General features: G+C 62.7%; 13 protein-coding genes. 1 reads left to right on the forward strand and 12 read right to left on the reverse strand.

All coding sequences use genetic code 11. From position 1 onward, the window contains the following. Window positions 1-4: 4 nt before the first annotated feature. From ACFWXH_RS27245 to ACFWXH_RS27300, 12 genes are all read right to left on the reverse strand, one after another. Window positions 5-982, reverse strand: a complete 978-nt coding sequence (locus ACFWXH_RS27245; protein ID WP_379124558.1) for an ABC transporter permease — start codon at window positions 980-982, stop codon at window positions 5-7. 13 nt (window positions 983-995) lie between these two features. Then, a complete protein-coding gene (locus tag ACFWXH_RS27250; protein ID WP_379124559.1) occupies window positions 996-2,570 on the reverse strand; it encodes an ABC transporter substrate-binding protein in 1,575 nt (524 codons plus the stop codon). Window positions 2,571-2,880: 310 nt separating this feature from the next. Then, window positions 2,881-3,873, reverse strand: coding sequence for an ABC transporter permease (locus ACFWXH_RS27255; RefSeq protein ID WP_379124560.1), 993 nt, complete (start codon window positions 3,871-3,873; stop codon window positions 2,881-2,883). 4 nt (window positions 3,874-3,877) lie between these two features. Then, window positions 3,878-4,843 (reverse strand): ABC transporter permease, encoded by a 966-nt coding sequence (locus ACFWXH_RS27260; protein ID WP_379124561.1) that lies wholly within the window; start codon window positions 4,841-4,843, stop codon window positions 3,878-3,880. Beyond that, a complete protein-coding gene (locus ACFWXH_RS27265) occupies window positions 4,836-6,482 on the reverse strand; it encodes a dipeptide ABC transporter ATP-binding protein (RefSeq protein WP_379124562.1) in 1,647 nt (548 codons plus the stop codon). The genes ACFWXH_RS27260 and ACFWXH_RS27265 overlap by 8 nt, the downstream gene beginning before the upstream one ends. Before the next feature lie 27 nt (window positions 6,483-6,509). Next, window positions 6,510-8,267: an ABC transporter substrate-binding protein gene (locus tag ACFWXH_RS27270; RefSeq protein ID WP_379124563.1), complete on the reverse strand. Its 1,758-nt coding sequence runs from the start codon at window positions 8,265-8,267 to the stop codon at window positions 6,510-6,512. Between the two features lie 122 nt (window positions 8,268-8,389). Then, window positions 8,390-9,607, reverse strand: a complete 1,218-nt coding sequence (locus tag ACFWXH_RS27275; protein WP_379124564.1) for a GNAT family N-acetyltransferase — start codon at window positions 9,605-9,607, stop codon at window positions 8,390-8,392. 71 nt (window positions 9,608-9,678) lie between these two features. Next, window positions 9,679-10,824, reverse strand: coding sequence for an LLM class flavin-dependent oxidoreductase (locus tag ACFWXH_RS27280; protein ID WP_379124565.1), 1,146 nt, complete (start codon window positions 10,822-10,824; stop codon window positions 9,679-9,681). Window positions 10,825-11,491: 667 nt separating this feature from the next. Then, window positions 11,492-12,571 carry an AbrB family transcriptional regulator gene (locus ACFWXH_RS27285; protein ID WP_379124566.1) on the reverse strand — a complete coding sequence of 360 codons (1,080 nt, stop codon included), beginning with the start codon at window positions 12,569-12,571 and terminating at the stop codon, window positions 11,492-11,494. 296 nt (window positions 12,572-12,867) lie between these two features. Further along, window positions 12,868-13,527 (reverse strand): VOC family protein, encoded by a 660-nt coding sequence (locus ACFWXH_RS27290; RefSeq protein ID WP_379124567.1) that lies wholly within the window; start codon window positions 13,525-13,527, stop codon window positions 12,868-12,870. Beyond that, entirely contained in the window at window positions 13,466-14,320 is an 855-nt protein-coding gene (locus ACFWXH_RS27295) for a sigma-70 family RNA polymerase sigma factor (protein ID WP_379124568.1), read from the reverse strand. Before ACFWXH_RS27295 ends, ACFWXH_RS27290 begins: the two co-directional genes overlap by 62 nt. Then, window positions 14,317-14,790, reverse strand: a complete 474-nt coding sequence (locus ACFWXH_RS27300; RefSeq protein WP_379124569.1) for a carboxymuconolactone decarboxylase family protein — start codon at window positions 14,788-14,790, stop codon at window positions 14,317-14,319. The genes ACFWXH_RS27295 and ACFWXH_RS27300 overlap by 4 nt, the downstream gene beginning before the upstream one ends. Window positions 14,791-14,892: 102 nt before the next feature. On the opposite strand from ACFWXH_RS27300, the gene ACFWXH_RS27305 reads away from it, so the two are divergent. After that, on the forward strand, window positions 14,893-15,552 hold the full coding sequence (locus ACFWXH_RS27305; protein WP_379124570.1) for a hypothetical protein: 660 nt from the start codon (window positions 14,893-14,895) through the stop codon (window positions 15,550-15,552). Window positions 15,553-15,614 lie beyond the last annotated feature (62 nt).

Consider the following 15,614-nt stretch of genomic DNA (forward strand, 5'->3'; position numbering starts at 1 on the left):
CGGATCAGGCCCCCAGCTTTATGCGCGGGTCGGCGGCGACGTAGAGGATATCGGCGACGAGATTGATCGCCACGACGATCGCCGAGGTGATGAAGAAGATCGCCAGCAGCAGATTGTAGTCGCGCTGCATCAAGGCGTCGAAGGCGAGACGTCCGATGCCGGGCCATGCGAACACGGTCTCGATCAAGATCGAGCCACCGATCAGATGGCCGGCCTGCAGCGAGGCGAAGGTGATGATGGGCAGCAGCGCGTTCCGCAAGACGTGCCTGCGCCAGATCAGCCCAGGTTTCAGGCCCTTGGCCCTGGCGGTGCGCACGAAATCGCGGTCGAGCACATCCAGCACGGAGGCGCGGGTCACGCGCATGTAGATCGCCATGTAGAACAGGCCGAGCGTCAGCGCCGGCAACAGGAGATGCAAGGCGATGTCGGCGACATGGGACAATCCGGAATGGCCGGCGCCGACGGTCGCCATGCCGTAGGATGGCAGCCAGTCGAGCCAGACGGAGAAGAACAGGATCGCCATCAGGCCGATCCAGAACAGCGGCATGGCGAAAAACATGACGGAGATGCCGGTGAGGACCGTGTCCAGCAGGCTGCCCGCATGCCGCGCGGCCGTCGATCCCAGCGCAATACCCGCGGCAAGGGCGAAGCCGAAGGCCGTCAGCGTCAGAAGCAACGTCGCCGGCAGGCGCTCGGCGACGATATCGACGACGGGTCGCTGCTCGCGATAGGATTGGCCGAAGTCGAGCTGCGCTAGCGACCTGGCGTAGACCCACAATTGCTCGGGAATGGAACGATCCAGGCCAAGGTCATGGCGCAGTTCCTCCACGAAGGCCGCATCGGCAGCCCCTTGATCGCCGGCCAGCACCGATGCCGGGTCGCCGGGAGCGAGCCGAAGCAGCACGAAGTTCAGCACGATCACACCGAGCAGGATGACGATTGCTCTCGCGGCCCGTCCCGTCAGAAAGCCAAGGCGGTCCATCCCCTGCCCGCCCTTATTTCGCCAGCCAGACATCGGCGAAGTTCTCGTCGGTGCCGAAGCCGGTGGTGATGAGATTGCGGACCTTCCCGCGGTAGAGCGTCGGGAAGACGATGTCGTGCGTCCAGATCAGCGGCACTTCGGCAGAGATGATCTTCTGGGCTTGCGAATAGAGGGCCTTGCGCTTCTCGGCATCGTTCTCATGCCCGGCCTCGGCCAGCAGCCTGTCGACCTCTGGATTGGAATAACCGTTCACATTGCCGCCGGTAGTGCCGGCATTGTCGCCCTCGACCGTGGTGTAGGCGTAACTGATGCCGACGGCCGGGTCAGCGGTCGTGTAGACGAAGTTCTGTCCGAGATCGTAGTCGAAGCTGGTGAGCCGCTTGAACCAGCCCGGCACGTCGGTGGCCACGAGCTCCACCTTGATGCCGACCGCAGCGAGTGCCTCGCGTGTGTACTCCGCCTGCCGCTGCCAGAGCTCGCCATAAGGCAGGGGCACGAGCTTCACCGCAAAGCGCACTCCGTTCGCGTCCGGCTTCAATCCGGCCTCGTCGAGCAGCGCGTTTGCCTTGGCCGGATCGTATTCGTATTTCGTCTCGGCCGCCGTGTCCTTGAACCGCGAGAGGCGCGACAGCGGGCCGTTGGTTTCGTGGCCGAAGCCGGCGAAGATGGTGTCGATGATGAACTGCCGGTCGATCGCATGGGCGACGGCCTGGCGCACGCGCACGTCGTCGAGCGGCTTGTGGCGGTTGTTGAGATGGATATAGCCCACCGGCTGCAGCACTTCCCAGCCTGCCTCCGTCAGTTCGACGCCGTCGAGTTCGGCGAGCCGCCTGATGTCGAAATTCTCCACGTCGCCGGCGCGCAGGACATCCACCTGGCCGGTCTCGAAGGCGATCGCGCGGCTGTTGGCGTCGGGAATGACGTGGAAAAAGATGTCGTCGAGATAAGGCTTGCCGTCGCCCCAATAGTCCGGGTTCTTCACCAGGTGGATGAAGGAGCCTTTGTTCCACTCCGCGAACTTGAACGGCCCGGTGCCGACGAATTTCGTATTGGCTCCGGCGTTGCGGAAATCGGTCACGCCTTCGTAGAGATGGGCCGGCAGCACGGCGGTGTTGTGGACGAAGATGAAGGCCGGAAACGGCGCCTTGAGGGTGAACACCACGGTGTGATCATCCGGCGTGGCGATCTCCTTCACTTCGGCAAGATTGAGCCGCGAACGCGCCTGGAGCGCCGGCAGGAATTTCTCGAAGCTGAAGACCACGTCCTTTGCTGTAAACGGCTGCCCGTCATGCCATTTGACGTTGCGCCGCAGGTTGAACGTGTAGACAAGACCGTCGTCGGAAACCGTCCAGCTCTCCGCCAGCCTGGGCACGGGCTTCAGGTCGGCGGAATAGGTCAGCAGGCCCTCATAGATCTTGTTGCCGACATAGGTGGTCGGGCCGAGGCGGTTGACGCCGACATTCAGCGTCGGCAGTTCGGGCTGGACGATGAGGTTGAGCGTGCCGCCCGCCTCCTGCGCCAAAGCGCTGCTCCAGGCCGAAAGTGAAAGGACGACGGACAGCGCGAGAGAGCGCAGGAAGCGGGACATGTCTGGTCTACCTTTGCCGAGCAGCCTTGGTTGCATCGACGAGCGCCGCAAGCGACATCCCGCGATATGTCACTTCGCAGGACCTGCCCGGGAATGGCCGATGGAACGCCGGTGGCGGCACCTGCCAGTCCACAAACGGCGGCACGAAATAACTATACTAAGATTATAGACAAAATGGATTTCGATAAGCGAAGACGCTGCGGCAGCATCCCGTCTCGCGAACTATTTTGCCAAACATCCCGACGGGAATGGGAACGGATTGCGGGAGCCTCCACCCCCAACGGCCGGGGCCGGCCTCCGGCCTGCGGACTCATGAAACGCTCGAGGGGTCGCGCCATCGGGCGATGATGTCGACGGCGAAGGTGCACAGGACGAAGCATGCCGCCGCGAAGATCGTCGTCCCGATGACGACCGGAAAATCGCCTTCGAGCGCCGAGTTGATGGCCAGGCGGCCGACCCCATCCAGCCCGAAAATCGTTTCGGTGACGATCGCGCCGCCCATGATGACGGCAAGCTCCAGTCCGCCCAGCGTGATCACCGGGTTGAGCGCCGCCTTGAGCGCGTGGTCGTAGTGGATGCGCCATTCCGGCAGGCCTTTGGCGCGCGCGGTGCGGATATAGTCCTCGCTCAGCACCTCCAGCATGCTGGCCCGCACCACCCTCTGGAAGATGCCGATTTCAGCGAGCGCCAGCGTCAGCCAGGGCAGCGCCAGATGGCGCGCCCACTCCAGCGGATCCTGCGTCAGTGCAACGTAGCCGCTGCTCGGAAACCAGAAGATCCCGTGGTTCGAAAGCTGGAAGAACAGGAAGTAGGAAATCAGGATGCCGGACAGGAAGGTCGGCACCGACAGGCCGACATAGGCAACGCCGGAGATGAGGCTGTCGACCCAGGAGCCCTGCCGGCGCGCGGCGACGACACCGAGGATGATCGAAAGCGCCATCCAGATCACCACCGCCCCAAGCGCCAGCGACAGGGTGACCGAGACCTTGGACAGGATGAGGTCCGTAACCGCCGTCTGCTTGCGGAACGAATATCCCAGCCCGGGCGGCCAGTGGGTGAGCCCCATCGGCGCACCCTGGATGTCGGGACCTCGATAGAGATAATACCACAGTTGCTGGTACCACGGCTCGTTGAGCCGCAGTGCATGGGCGATCGCGTCGATCGCCTGCTGGCTGGCATTGCGCGGCGCCAGCATCGCCGCCGGATTGCGGTAGGCGATGCGTGTGATGAAGAAGGCGATCACCAGCACGATGAGCAGCGTCGAGAGGGCGCGGAAGACCAGTCCGCCGACATGCCGGATCATGGCGTCACCCGCTGTGCCGATGCGGATCGAGCACGTTGCGCAGGCCTGCGCTCAGCGTGTTGAAGCCGGCCACCGTGAGGAACAGCGCAATGCCCGGCCCGAGAAGGAACCAGGGTTGCAGCTGATAGAGCGAGGAACGCTGCGCTTCGGCGATCATGTTGCCCCAGCTTGGCTGCGGCGCCTGCACGCCGACGCCGAGGAAGGAGAGCGTTGCTTCCGCGACGATGTTGGTCGGCAGTTGCACCGCCCAGTAGACCAGGATCACCGGCGCGATATTCGGCAGGATCTCCCGCACGATGATGCGCGCCTTGGACGCGCCGATGGTCTGCGCGGCCTCGACCAGCGGGCTGCGCCGCAGCACCAGAACCAGCCCGCGCGTCAGCCGCGCGAAATAGGTCCACGAGAACAGCGTGATGATCAGCACCACGACCAGCGAGGGGGGCACCAGAACCTTGCCGTCGCTGCCGCGGTTCAGCGACAGCAGGCTGAGCGCCGTGACGATGAAGGGAAAGGAGAGAGCGACGTCGATCACCTGCGACACGATGCGGTCGACGCGGCCGGCGAGAAAGCCGCTGATCAGGCCGACCGCCGTGCCGATGATCATGGCGAGCGTCGTCGCCGGGATGGCGATGGCCAGCGAGACGCGTGCGCCGTAGAGCGTCCTCACCAGCACGTCGCGACCGTTGCCGTCGGCGCCCAGCGGAAATTCCAGTGTCGGACCGGTGGGCAGCCCCATCTCCGTCAATGCCGTGTTGCGGAACTGCTCCGTCGGCCCGTGCCCCAGCAGCCATGCGGCCAAGGGCGCCAGCAGCGCGCCGGCGACCACGAAGGCGATGATCAACGCCCCGATGCGGAAGGATCGATCGCACAGCAATGCACCGACGACGAGCGACGCGTACGACCTGACGACCTCATTGCGGCCCTGCAGCACATCGTCGCCGAGCGCCGCGATGGCACGGATTTCAGCCATGCGCCGCGATCCGTTCCGGCGTCTCCACGCTGCGCCGCAACGCTTTTCCTGGAATCGCGTCGATCAGCCTGCGCGTATAGGGATGCTGCGGCGCTGCGAAGACGCGGGCGGTCTCGCCGGCCTCAACGACGACGCCCTTCTCCAGCACGACGACGCGGTCGCACAGTTCCGAGACGACACCGAGATCATGCGAGATGAACAGCAGCGACAATGCCCGTCGCCGGCGCAGCGCCTGCAACAGCGCGATGATCCTCGCCTGCGTGGTGATGTCCAGCGCCGAGACGGGTTCGTCGGCGACGATCAGCGACGGCTCGAGCGCAATGGCGCGGGCGATGGCGACGCGCTGGCGCTGGCCACCGGAAAGCTGCGCCGGAAAACGGTCGAGCACGTCTCCAGGCAGTTCGACGTCGCGCACCAGTTCCTCGACGCGACGGCGTATCGCCACTGCGTCGAGCCCGGTGCCGATGATGTAGGGTTCGGCCAGGATGGAGCGGATGCGGCGACGCGGATTGAGGCTTGCGTAGGGGTCCTGGAAGACCATCTGGATCTGCGACCGCAACTGCCGGTCAATGGCGACGCCACCGGGCCCTGGACGCGAATAAGCGCGATCGCGCAGCGAGATGCTGCCTCCGTCCGGCTGATCGAGACCGGCGACCAGCCGACCGATCGTCGACTTGCCCGAACCGGATTCGCCGACAAGGCCGACGATCTGGTTTTCATGTATGTCGAACGAGATGTCATTCAGCACCGGCTTGACCAGGGAGCCGTCGGCACGCGAGCGGCCGGCGAAAGAGCGCCATACGCCGTCTATGGAGAGCAGGGTCGGCCCAGCCTGTGGAGCCGGTTGGGACACCCTGGCGCGCGGGACCAGGCCGCCGAGCCGCGCCGAACCGAGCAGTTCCTTCGTGTAGGACTGGCGCGGTGCCTGATAGACCAGATCGGCCGGCGCCTGCTCCACCACATGGCCGCCGCGCATCACCGCGACGTCGTCGGCAACGTCCGAGACGACGGCAAGGTCGTGGCTGACGAAGATCATCGCCGTACCGTGTTCTTCCTGGATTCGTTTCAGCAGATCGAGGATCTGGGCCTGCACGGTGACATCGAGCGCCGTCGTCGGCTCGTCGGCGATGATCAGACCGGGGTTGAGCGCGATCGCCGCGGCGATCATCGCGCGCTGCCGCATGCCACCCGAGAACTGGCGCGGATAGTCGTCCATGCGAGCCAAGGGGTTATGGATGCCGACATCCGCCAGAAGCGCCAGCACGCGTTCGCGCAGTTCTCGCCGGCTCACCCGGCGGTGGGCGGTGATCGCCTCGCCGATCTGGTCGCCGACCGTTTTCAGCGGATGCAGGTTGCTTAGCGGATCCTGGAAGATGAAGCCGATCTCCGCGCCCCGCCTGAGCCGCAGGTCGCGGGCCGGCAGGCCGAGCAACTCCTTGCCCTTGTGCAGGACGCTGCCGCGAACCCTCGCTGAAGGCGGCAGCAGGCCGGTCGCTCCGAGCAGCGAGGCCGTCTTGCCGGATCCGGATTCCCCCACGATCGCGAGGGTCTTGCCCGGCTCGACGGCGAAGGAGACGCCGTGGACGATCTCCCTCGATCCGAACGCGACGCGCAGGTCGGCAACGGAGAAGATGGACACAGGCGCCTCCTTGCCGGCTCGATCGGATTATTGCTTGAGCGCGATGTTGGTGATGTCGGCCTGGACCGCGAGCGACGACCACACCCAGTTGGCGAGACGGTCGGAGGTGATCGCGATCTTGCGCTTCTCGAACAGCGGGATCCACGGCAGGTCGGTCGACACCACCTTGTCCGCTTTTGTCCAGATCGGACCCGGCTCGTCCGACGGATAGGCCTCTTTGGCGAGCTTGTTGAGCTCGAGGTTGCTGTAGCAGATGGCGTTGACGTTACCCGTGCCGCAGGGTGCAGCATCGGAGTTCAGCCAGCCGCCGAGCAGCATGCGCGTGCTGGGACCCTGCCAGTCGGGCGAGAAGCTGCCGCTCAGCGAGATGTCCCAGCGGGATTTCGGATCCTGGATGTTCGCATACCACTGGGTCAGCGGGATCGGCGTCAGGTTGAGCGTGATGCCGGCAGCCTCCAGATCCTCCTTCAAGGTCACCGCGATCGCCTCGTACTGGGCATTGGCGCGATAAATGGCATCGAAGGCGATGCCGTTCGGATAACCCGCCTCCGCCAGCAATTCCTTCGCCTTGGCCGGATCGCCGCGGAAGCCTTCGGTCGGGTACGGATCGAAGGCTTCGTAACCGAGGATGGTCGAGGTGATGATCTGGGTGAGCGGCACGGCGCCGATCGAACCGGCCTGCGTCTGCACCAGATGCTCGCGATTGACGGCATAGGTCAGCGCCTGCCGGACCTTCGGCTTGCGCAGCGCCTCAGCGCCTTCGCTCTTGACCTCCGGTCGCTGGTTGAAGGTGATGAAATTGGCCGAGCCGCTGTTGGTCGCGTGGATATAGGGGCTGTTCTGCGACAGGAAGCGCTGGATCGTCGCGACCGGTGGAATGTCGAGATAGAGCGACAGGTCGGCCTCGCCGGCGATGATCTTCTGGACAACGCTGTCCTCGCTGTTGGCCGTGAAATCGATGACGATCTCGTCGACATAGGCCTTGCGCGCCTGGTCGGACTCGGCCTTGAAGTTCCTGGCCTTCTTCAGGACAAGCTTCTGCCCCTGGTCATAGGTGTCGACATAGTAGGGGCCGCTGGACGGCAGGTTCTTGCGGGAGTCGAGTGAGTCCGGAAAATATTTCGAGGCGATCTCGGACGCCACCGGCGACACGAAATTCATCGAAAGGATGTTGAGGAAATCATAGTTCTTGGTGTCGGACTTGATCACCAGCGTGCGGTCGTCGGGCGCGTGGATCCCGGGAATCTCATGGCTGTCGGTGAAGGCCTTGGTCGCGGCCAGGTCGCCGGTCGGGACCTTGGCGAACTCCTTGCAATAATCGGCGAAGCCGGAGATCGCGAGGTTGAAGTAGTTGATGGCGGCGACCTGCTTGTTGGGATCGCAGAAGCGCTTCACGCCGTAGACGAAGTCGCCGGCAACGATCTTCCGCTCGGTGCTTCCGGAGAAGAAGATGTCGTCCTTCAGGTGGAATGTGTAGGTCTTGCCGTCGTCGCTGATGTCCCAGGACGACGCGAGGTCGGGCACCAGGGTGGTGTCTTCCTTGAGACCTGCCGGCGAGCCAGGATAGGTGACGAGCTGCCGCGTCGTCGCGCGCAGTATCTGCCAGGAATCGATGCTGTATCCGGTGAGCGGGTCGAAGGCATCCAGATCGGATTGGATGGAAGCGATGCGCAGCGTTCCGCCGAATTTCAGCTCTTCTGCCTGGACGGTGCCGCCCACCATGAGAAGCAGCGAGACCCCCGCCGCAAATCTCTTCCACGTCCCGAACGCCAATATATTCGCCATCTCGCTCTCCGATACTCGGTAACCCAAGATTTAATTTAATTAATGAAGTGTAATTTCTAGTAGATACAATAATCTATTTTATGTATTCCATTTTGAATTCATTTTTGTTTTTTCAATACATATCAAAACATGGTTCCGGAATGCGGCAGGAACGGAACCGCAAACAGAGCGTCGAGCGCTTCCACAGAGACCCTGTCGGCCGAGCCCAGCCGGCCTGCCTGTGCAAGCTGCCACCATTTCACGCCGCCGAGATAGGCTGCGGACAGTGCCGCAATGTCGGTCGACACCGATGCGGAGCGGTTCGTGCGCTCGGCGCCGTGCGACGAGATGCGGAGCCGGGTCGCATTGTCCGGCAGAACGGGATCCACGACTTCCAGAACGATGCTGTCCGGTCCCGCAAAGCTGCGCGAGGACAGAGCCTTCTCCACGTCCAGCAGCCTAAGCCAGGTTTCGTCGCGGACGGCAGTGACGCGTACGCTGCGGAAATCCTCGAATAGCCACGGCAGTGGGTCGTCCGCCGGCCGGCTCCAGAAGAGGATGCGGTGCGGCAGATCGACGGACAGCAGATGCGCGACCAGAGCCACATAGGTGGCCGGATCGTATGCCACGACGTCGTCGACCACGATGGTGCGCTCGGAACTGGTGAACCACGTGTCGAGCCCCACCGGATGATAACGCACGAAGCCCGTCTCGGCCCCTTCCGGCCCGTGCACGGCGACATAGGCTGGCGCAGCGCCCTTTGCCTGCCGCAACGCCTGGAAATCCCACCAGTAGTCAGAGCGCGCGATGATCCCCGGACGCGACGGGGGCTGACTTGCATAGATCCGCTTCAGGATGGGCCAGGCTTCGTCGGCATCGACGAGGCGTGTCGAGCCCGAGGCCGCCACGTCGGAACGAAGCCGGGCCCGCTGCGTGTCGACTTCGAAGCTCACGGATGTGTTGGCGATCGCATAGCCGAAATGGCCATAGATCCGCGCGTCCGAGGCGCGCAGCGTCGCCACAGCCTCGCCCTGCTCGCGCGCAGCGCGGAGCTGAGTCCTGAACAGGGCCGTCGCCACGCCCTGCCGCGTGTGGGTCGGCAGCACGCCGACATGGGTGACGGCAGCCTGCGGCAGCCAGACGCCGCCCGGCACGGCGATTCGCCCCGAATAGGAGTCGGTCGTACCGACGAGCGCTCCGTCGACAAAGGCGCCGTAGGTCCGCTCCGGCTCGTACAGCCTCTCCAGCAGCGCGTCGTCGATCGGGCCGAGCGGCGGCAATCCGACCATGGCTGTGCGGAAGGTCCGCGCGGCCTGCGCAAGGTCGGCCTTCCCCGCCAGCAGGCGTATATCGACGCTCATGATGCTTTTCGCCTGATGTCCGGCATTCCGTTCATGTTCCACTGTGGCGGTCCGGCCGGCGCCGGACCTCGTCAGGTTGCGAGCAGCCCCCTCGATCTCAGGATCGCGAAAGCGCCCTCGGCGAAATGGTAGGCCTCCTCGACATGCGGCTGCCCCGACAGGATGAAATGGTCGAAGCCGGCGCTGTGGTATTCCTCGATCAGCGCCGCCACCTGCTCGTGGCTGCCGACGATCGCCGTGCCGGCGCCGCCGCGCACCAGACCGTAGCCGGCCCACAGATGGGGCGATATTTCGAGATCGCGCACACGGGGCGCCGCCGGCAACCCGGCATCGCCACCCGCGTGCAGTGCGTTCATCCGCCGCTGGCCGAAGGATTCCGTGCGCGAGAGGATCGTCTGCGCCTGCGCGACACGCTCCGGCGTCAGCTTTTCCAGGAGCCGCTCGGCCTCCCGCCAGGCCTCGTCCTCCGTATCCCGGCTGATGACGTGCAGGCGGATGCCGAAGGTGAGCTTGCGGCCATGGCGCGCGGCGAGCTCCTGTACATGGGCGATGCGCGCGGCCTCCGCACTGGGGCTTTCACCCCAAACCAGGTAGGTGTCAACATGACGGGCGGCGACATCCTGCGCGGCGGGGCTGGCGCCGCCGAAGAAAATTGGGGGCAGCGGCCATTTGCCGAAATCGATCTGCGCGCCCTCGATGTGATAGTGCCGGCCCGCGAAGTCGAAGCGCCTCACGGATTTCCCCGGCTGGGCAACCCCGCGCACGACCTCCAGGAATTCGCCGGTGCGCTCATAGCGCTGGTCATGGCCGAGGTAATCGCCAAAACGCTTCTGCTCCAGCGGATCGCCACCGGTGACGACGTTGAGCAGCAGCCTCCCGCCGGAGATTCTCTGGAAGGTCGCGGCCTGATGGGCGACCAGCGTCGGCGAAATGAAGCCGGGACGGAAGGCGACAAGAAACTTCAGCCGCGTCGTCGCCTGCGACAGCGCCGCCGTCGTGATCCAGGCGTCTTCGCACCAGGTGCCTGTCGGCGTCAGCACGGCCTCGAAGCCGAGCGTCTCCGCCGTTTTGGCGATCAGTGTCAGATAGTCGAGCGTCGCTTCCCGGAAGGTCGAGCGCGACGGGCCACCGGCGAGATGAGAATCGTCGCCCGAGCCGACGATCTCCCGGCTGTCACCGTTGGTCGGCAAATACCAATGGAGGTGGATGCCGCTCATGCCACAGCCTCCGCAACGGCGTCACAGATGGAGTGGTCGCGCATCGCCGCGCCGGGATGGTCATGGCGTAGCCGACGCTGGCCCCGCATTCTCTCCCACACGCTAAGCGATCTACGCTCACAGGACCGATCCGCAGGATGATGCCCAAGCTCAGAGGCTGCTTGCGGGGTGGCTAACATGGGAAAGCCGTTGAGAACGACGAGGGATTGCGACATGAGCTATTGGGGAACGATGCTGTTTCTAATTCATCTATCGAATTAGTATACATTCCGAACTGCTGCGTGGGTCATTTTGCTAAATGTCGTGCTGTTCGTAACAATCAGTTGCGGCCACACTCGCTATTCGATGAGAAACAGTTGAGGCATTGAGCGGCAGCTTCAGGATCGCAGCGCCTGCGCCCGATTGCCAGATATCAGGCGCAAAGCTCCGTGCTGCCCTCAATGCCTGGTCCGCTGCCACGACAGACCGAATTGGGAATCGCGCGACAGGCATGTTGCGAAGCAATCGTCGCTGTGGCCGCACAATATCAAATTGAAAGACGCTCTCCGCCACTTCATGCGGCAGAATGGGTCAGCGCCGGAAACCCGAAAGAGGCTCCTCGTCGAGTGGAGCAAGGCTTACACGAGCAGAGCCGGTCGAAGATTGTGGGCCGCCTTGCGCCCGTCCTTCAGCGCAGCGTTCGAGCAACGAGCCGGGACACGCTGGGGCCGGCCAACAGAACCACGAGGAACCGCGCCGCCTGCAGCGCCATCACGAAGGAAAGATCGACCCGATCCGATGCCGCGGCAATGATTGCTACCGAATCCATGCCGCCCGGGCTGGTCGCCAGATAGGCGGTGAGCGGATCGACATCGAACATCATGACGATCAGCCAGGCCATCAGACCGCAAAAACCCATCAGCACGAGAATAGCGGCGATGATCGGCGGTAGAGCCCTGGCAGCGTGCCGCACCGTGTGGATTGTGAAATTCAGCCCGATGGTCCAACCGATGGCGACGTAGCTCACCGCCAGCAGCCATTCCGGTATCTGCATCGTCAGCCCAAGCGCAAGATGGACAATGCTGCCAAGAATGAAAGCGCCGAGGAAATACGGCGATGGCAAACGCCCGATCCGGCCCGCGAAACCGCCGACAGTGGCGACGACCAAGGTTATGCCGAAGGCCAGCCAGTCGAGCGGCGGAAACCAGAGGATTGCCGGTTCAGCCACGCCCGACTTGTCCACCCACAGCCGCGCCACGGCAGCTGCCGCAATAGTGACGATGACAACGCGCAGATATTGCATGAAGGCGACCAGTCGCTGATCCGCCCCGAATGCGCCCGCCATCAGCACCATTGCAGTAGACGCTCCCGGCGCTGAGCCCCAGACGCCGGTCGTCCCTGGCAGAATGTCGAGACGGCTGATCAACCAGCCCAACAGGCTGGACGCTGCCAGCGTGGCCACCACGACACCCAGCACAAGCAACCATCCTTCGGCCAGCGTCGAAAAGATGCCTAGAGAGATCGACCCCGCGATCAAACAACCGATAATCGCCTGCGCCCCCGCAAATGTCATGCGGGGCACTCGCACGGTTGCTCCATTGACGCCTGCCACGATCCCCGCGACCAAAGAACCAATCAGCAGCGCCGCCGGCAGATGGATCAGCTCAAGCAGAACAATCAACACCAGCGTCAGCGGGATCAGCACCAGCCATTGCGATGGCTTGGCAAGGACAGCAAAGCGGGAGGGCGACTCAGGATTAATGGTCATGCAAGGCTTATAATACCCTTACCGGCTACCGAGCAGTAATCTCCCGCGCTTGTTCGCGACGCACATGCTGCGATCGAGTCGCGGACGAAACCGGTGGAACCGTCCGCACTCTATTGGCTATCGGACAAAAAGGCTGAACGCGGCAGACATTTCTCGGGAAGCAATAACTACCCATGTTTGCCTCGGATCACGCTTGTGATCACTCAATATTCAGCCCATCGATCCCCGGCCTGAAGGTCCTGCTATGATCTTCAGGCCGCTTGGTTGCATTACGGTTTCGCTCCGTAAATCAGTTGCTATCGCTTTTGCTGTCTCAGGGAAACGCGATTGCCGTCCGGATCGATGGCAGTTGCTCTTAACCCGAACGGATATTCTTCGGGCTCGGTCTCGACCAATTCGACACCGCGTGCCTTGAGTTCAGCGAAATCCCGCCGAAGATCTTTCGATTCGACAAACAGAAGACCGGGCACCGAGATCGCCGGGGCACCAGGGGCCGCTTCTCCCCTACCCGCCTTGCCCGGCCAAAGCAGGATATCGAAATCCTGACCCTCGATACCGATGGTCAGGAAGCGCCCCTCTGACCATGTGTTGTCGGCGCGTTTCTGGAACCCCAGGCTGGTGTAGAATTCCAGCGCTTTTTCCTGGTCCGACACGAACACGGTTGCGAACATCACTCTGTTGAACATCTTGCGTTCCTCATCCTGGTTGATTGTGAAGGGAGACGCTGTGTTGACGATCGGGAATCCGCGAATGTGACATCCAGCGAAATAATGTCTGGTTGCTGGGCCTGGCTTCGGTGAAAATACGTCAGAAGCACCCCATACCAGCTTTCCGGTGTTGATATGGGCGACGCTCCGCAGCGGAGGATCGAGCTGCTTCCGATAGCCAGTGGCGCTAGTGAAGATGCTGTAATTTGTCGGGATTTCCCACGACGTAGATTGCCACGATTTTCCCATCCTCGATTTCGAGCGCGGTCGTCGAAAGCTCGCCATCAGCCTCGATCGAGAGGAAGCCGGGCAATCCGTTGACGAAGCCGGCGCGAATGAGTTTCGAACGATTGCCCAGGAAGAGACCCGCCAGAAATTCATGGACCCTCATGACGGCATCGAAGCCCAGGATCGGCTCGATGGAAGCCGGGCGCTTGCCGCCGCCATCGGCATAATAGCTGACATCGGCCGCCAGCATCGCACCAAGCACCTTCAAATCACCGTTGCGCGAGGCGGTAAAAAATGCCTCGGCGAGCTCGACACCGCGCTGTTTTTCCACCTGGAAGCGCGGCCTCGCCTCACGGACGTGAGCGCGAGCTCGCTTGGCCAATTGACGGCACGTCGCGGGATCGCGCTGAATTGTCTCTGCAATTTCTTCAAATGCCTGACCGAACACATCGTGAAGCAAGAAGGCTGCGCGCTCGAGAGGGGATAGCCGTTCCAGTGCAAGCATCAACGGCAACGTGACGTCTTCTTCCTCGTCGAGGACAGGGTCCGGAAGCCAAGGGCCGACATAGGTCTCGCGCTGGCGTCGCACGGTCTTGAGCTTGTCGAGACAGAGACGCGTGACGGTCCTGCGCAAGAATGCCGCCGGCTCCCGCACCTCCGCGCGGTCGGCGCGCATCCAGCGGATGAAGGCGTCCTGCACCATGTCTTCGGCGTCAGCCACCGAGCCAAGCATACGGTATGCGACCCGGACGAGCATAGGACGCAATGGCTCGAAATCCGCCGCTGCGTCCTCGAATGCCGCCCCCGTCGTCAAGCGACCACCACCATGGCGGAGGGCTTGCCCACTGCCGGCTCGGCCCAGCCACCAAAGCCAACAGCGATGCGATTCCACCCATTGATGATATTGATTATCAAGGTAAGGCTGACCTGCTCCTCCTCGGTGAACACAGCCTTCAGTGCCTCGTAGGCACGTTCGTGCTCATGGCCTTCGCAGAGACGCGTGAGAGCCTCGGTCCAACCGAGTGCGGCGCGTTCGCGATCAGTATAGCAAGGTGCGTCACGCCAAGCCGGCAACAGGAAAATGCGCTGCTCGGTCTCGCCATGCCAGCGAGAAAGGATCGAATGCATGTTGGTGCAGACGGCGCAGCCGTTGATCTGGGAAGCGCGCGTCTTGACCAGTTCGGCGAGTGCAGGATCGAGGCTATCGGATATGGCGACGGCAGCGTCGTACCAAAGCTTCATCAGCGCTGGGGCTGCAGCGACGGGGTTGAGCCTGGCGGCCATGATCGATCTCCTTCTGTCGTTTCCGACTTCATGACGATCGAGAATCCTCGAATGTGACTCGCGCGCAGTTTTTTCCAGCCACCGATGGACAGGAGTGAGCTCATGAGTTCTCTCAACCATGGCAGATTTGCCGCTCGATGCTTCAAGGCGCTGGCTGCGAAAGCGCAGCTCATAGCCGATGAAATTGCATTTTTGCGGACAATGGTAGTAATTTACGGTCTTGAGGTTGCAATGACTTTATTCCGTTTCACGAAATTCGGCCGCCTGTGCATCGCTGTGTTGGCGTGGGTTCTTATCCAACCTTTTGCGACTGCGGATACGTTGGCGGCGCAGTCCGACAATCTACATCAATACTGCCGCAAGGCCGGAAACGACGACACGGTCCGAGACTACAGGCACGATCTTTACCGCGGAACTGTCAAAGCATTCAGGAAACTGTTTCCCGAGGCCAAGGACACGCCCGACGATTCCAGTTTTCAGACGCAAGCCCAGTACCGCTGCATGAATGGAAAGGTCATGGTCTGCTTTGTCGGAGCCAACCTGCCCTGCGCGAAGATGAATTCCACGCGGAACAATCCCGGAGCCGACGGCTTTTGCCGGGAGAACCCCGACGCCGACTTTGTTCCCCTCGCTGCAACAGGGCATGATGCCGTCTATTCCTATCGGTGCCGGGACGGCAAAGCGGAAGTCACCGACAGTGCATGGGAACTCGACGGTCGCGGTTTCGCGAAGAAACTCTGGATCAAATTGCCTGATCGATGAGCCACTGTCGTGTCGCGGCCGAAAACGGGCCGCAAGCATACGTTGTTCCAAAAGGCAGAAGG

The organism is Mesorhizobium sp. NPDC059054, from assembly GCF_042739215.1.
Classification (GTDB): domain Bacteria; phylum Pseudomonadota; class Alphaproteobacteria; order Rhizobiales; family Rhizobiaceae; genus Mesorhizobium.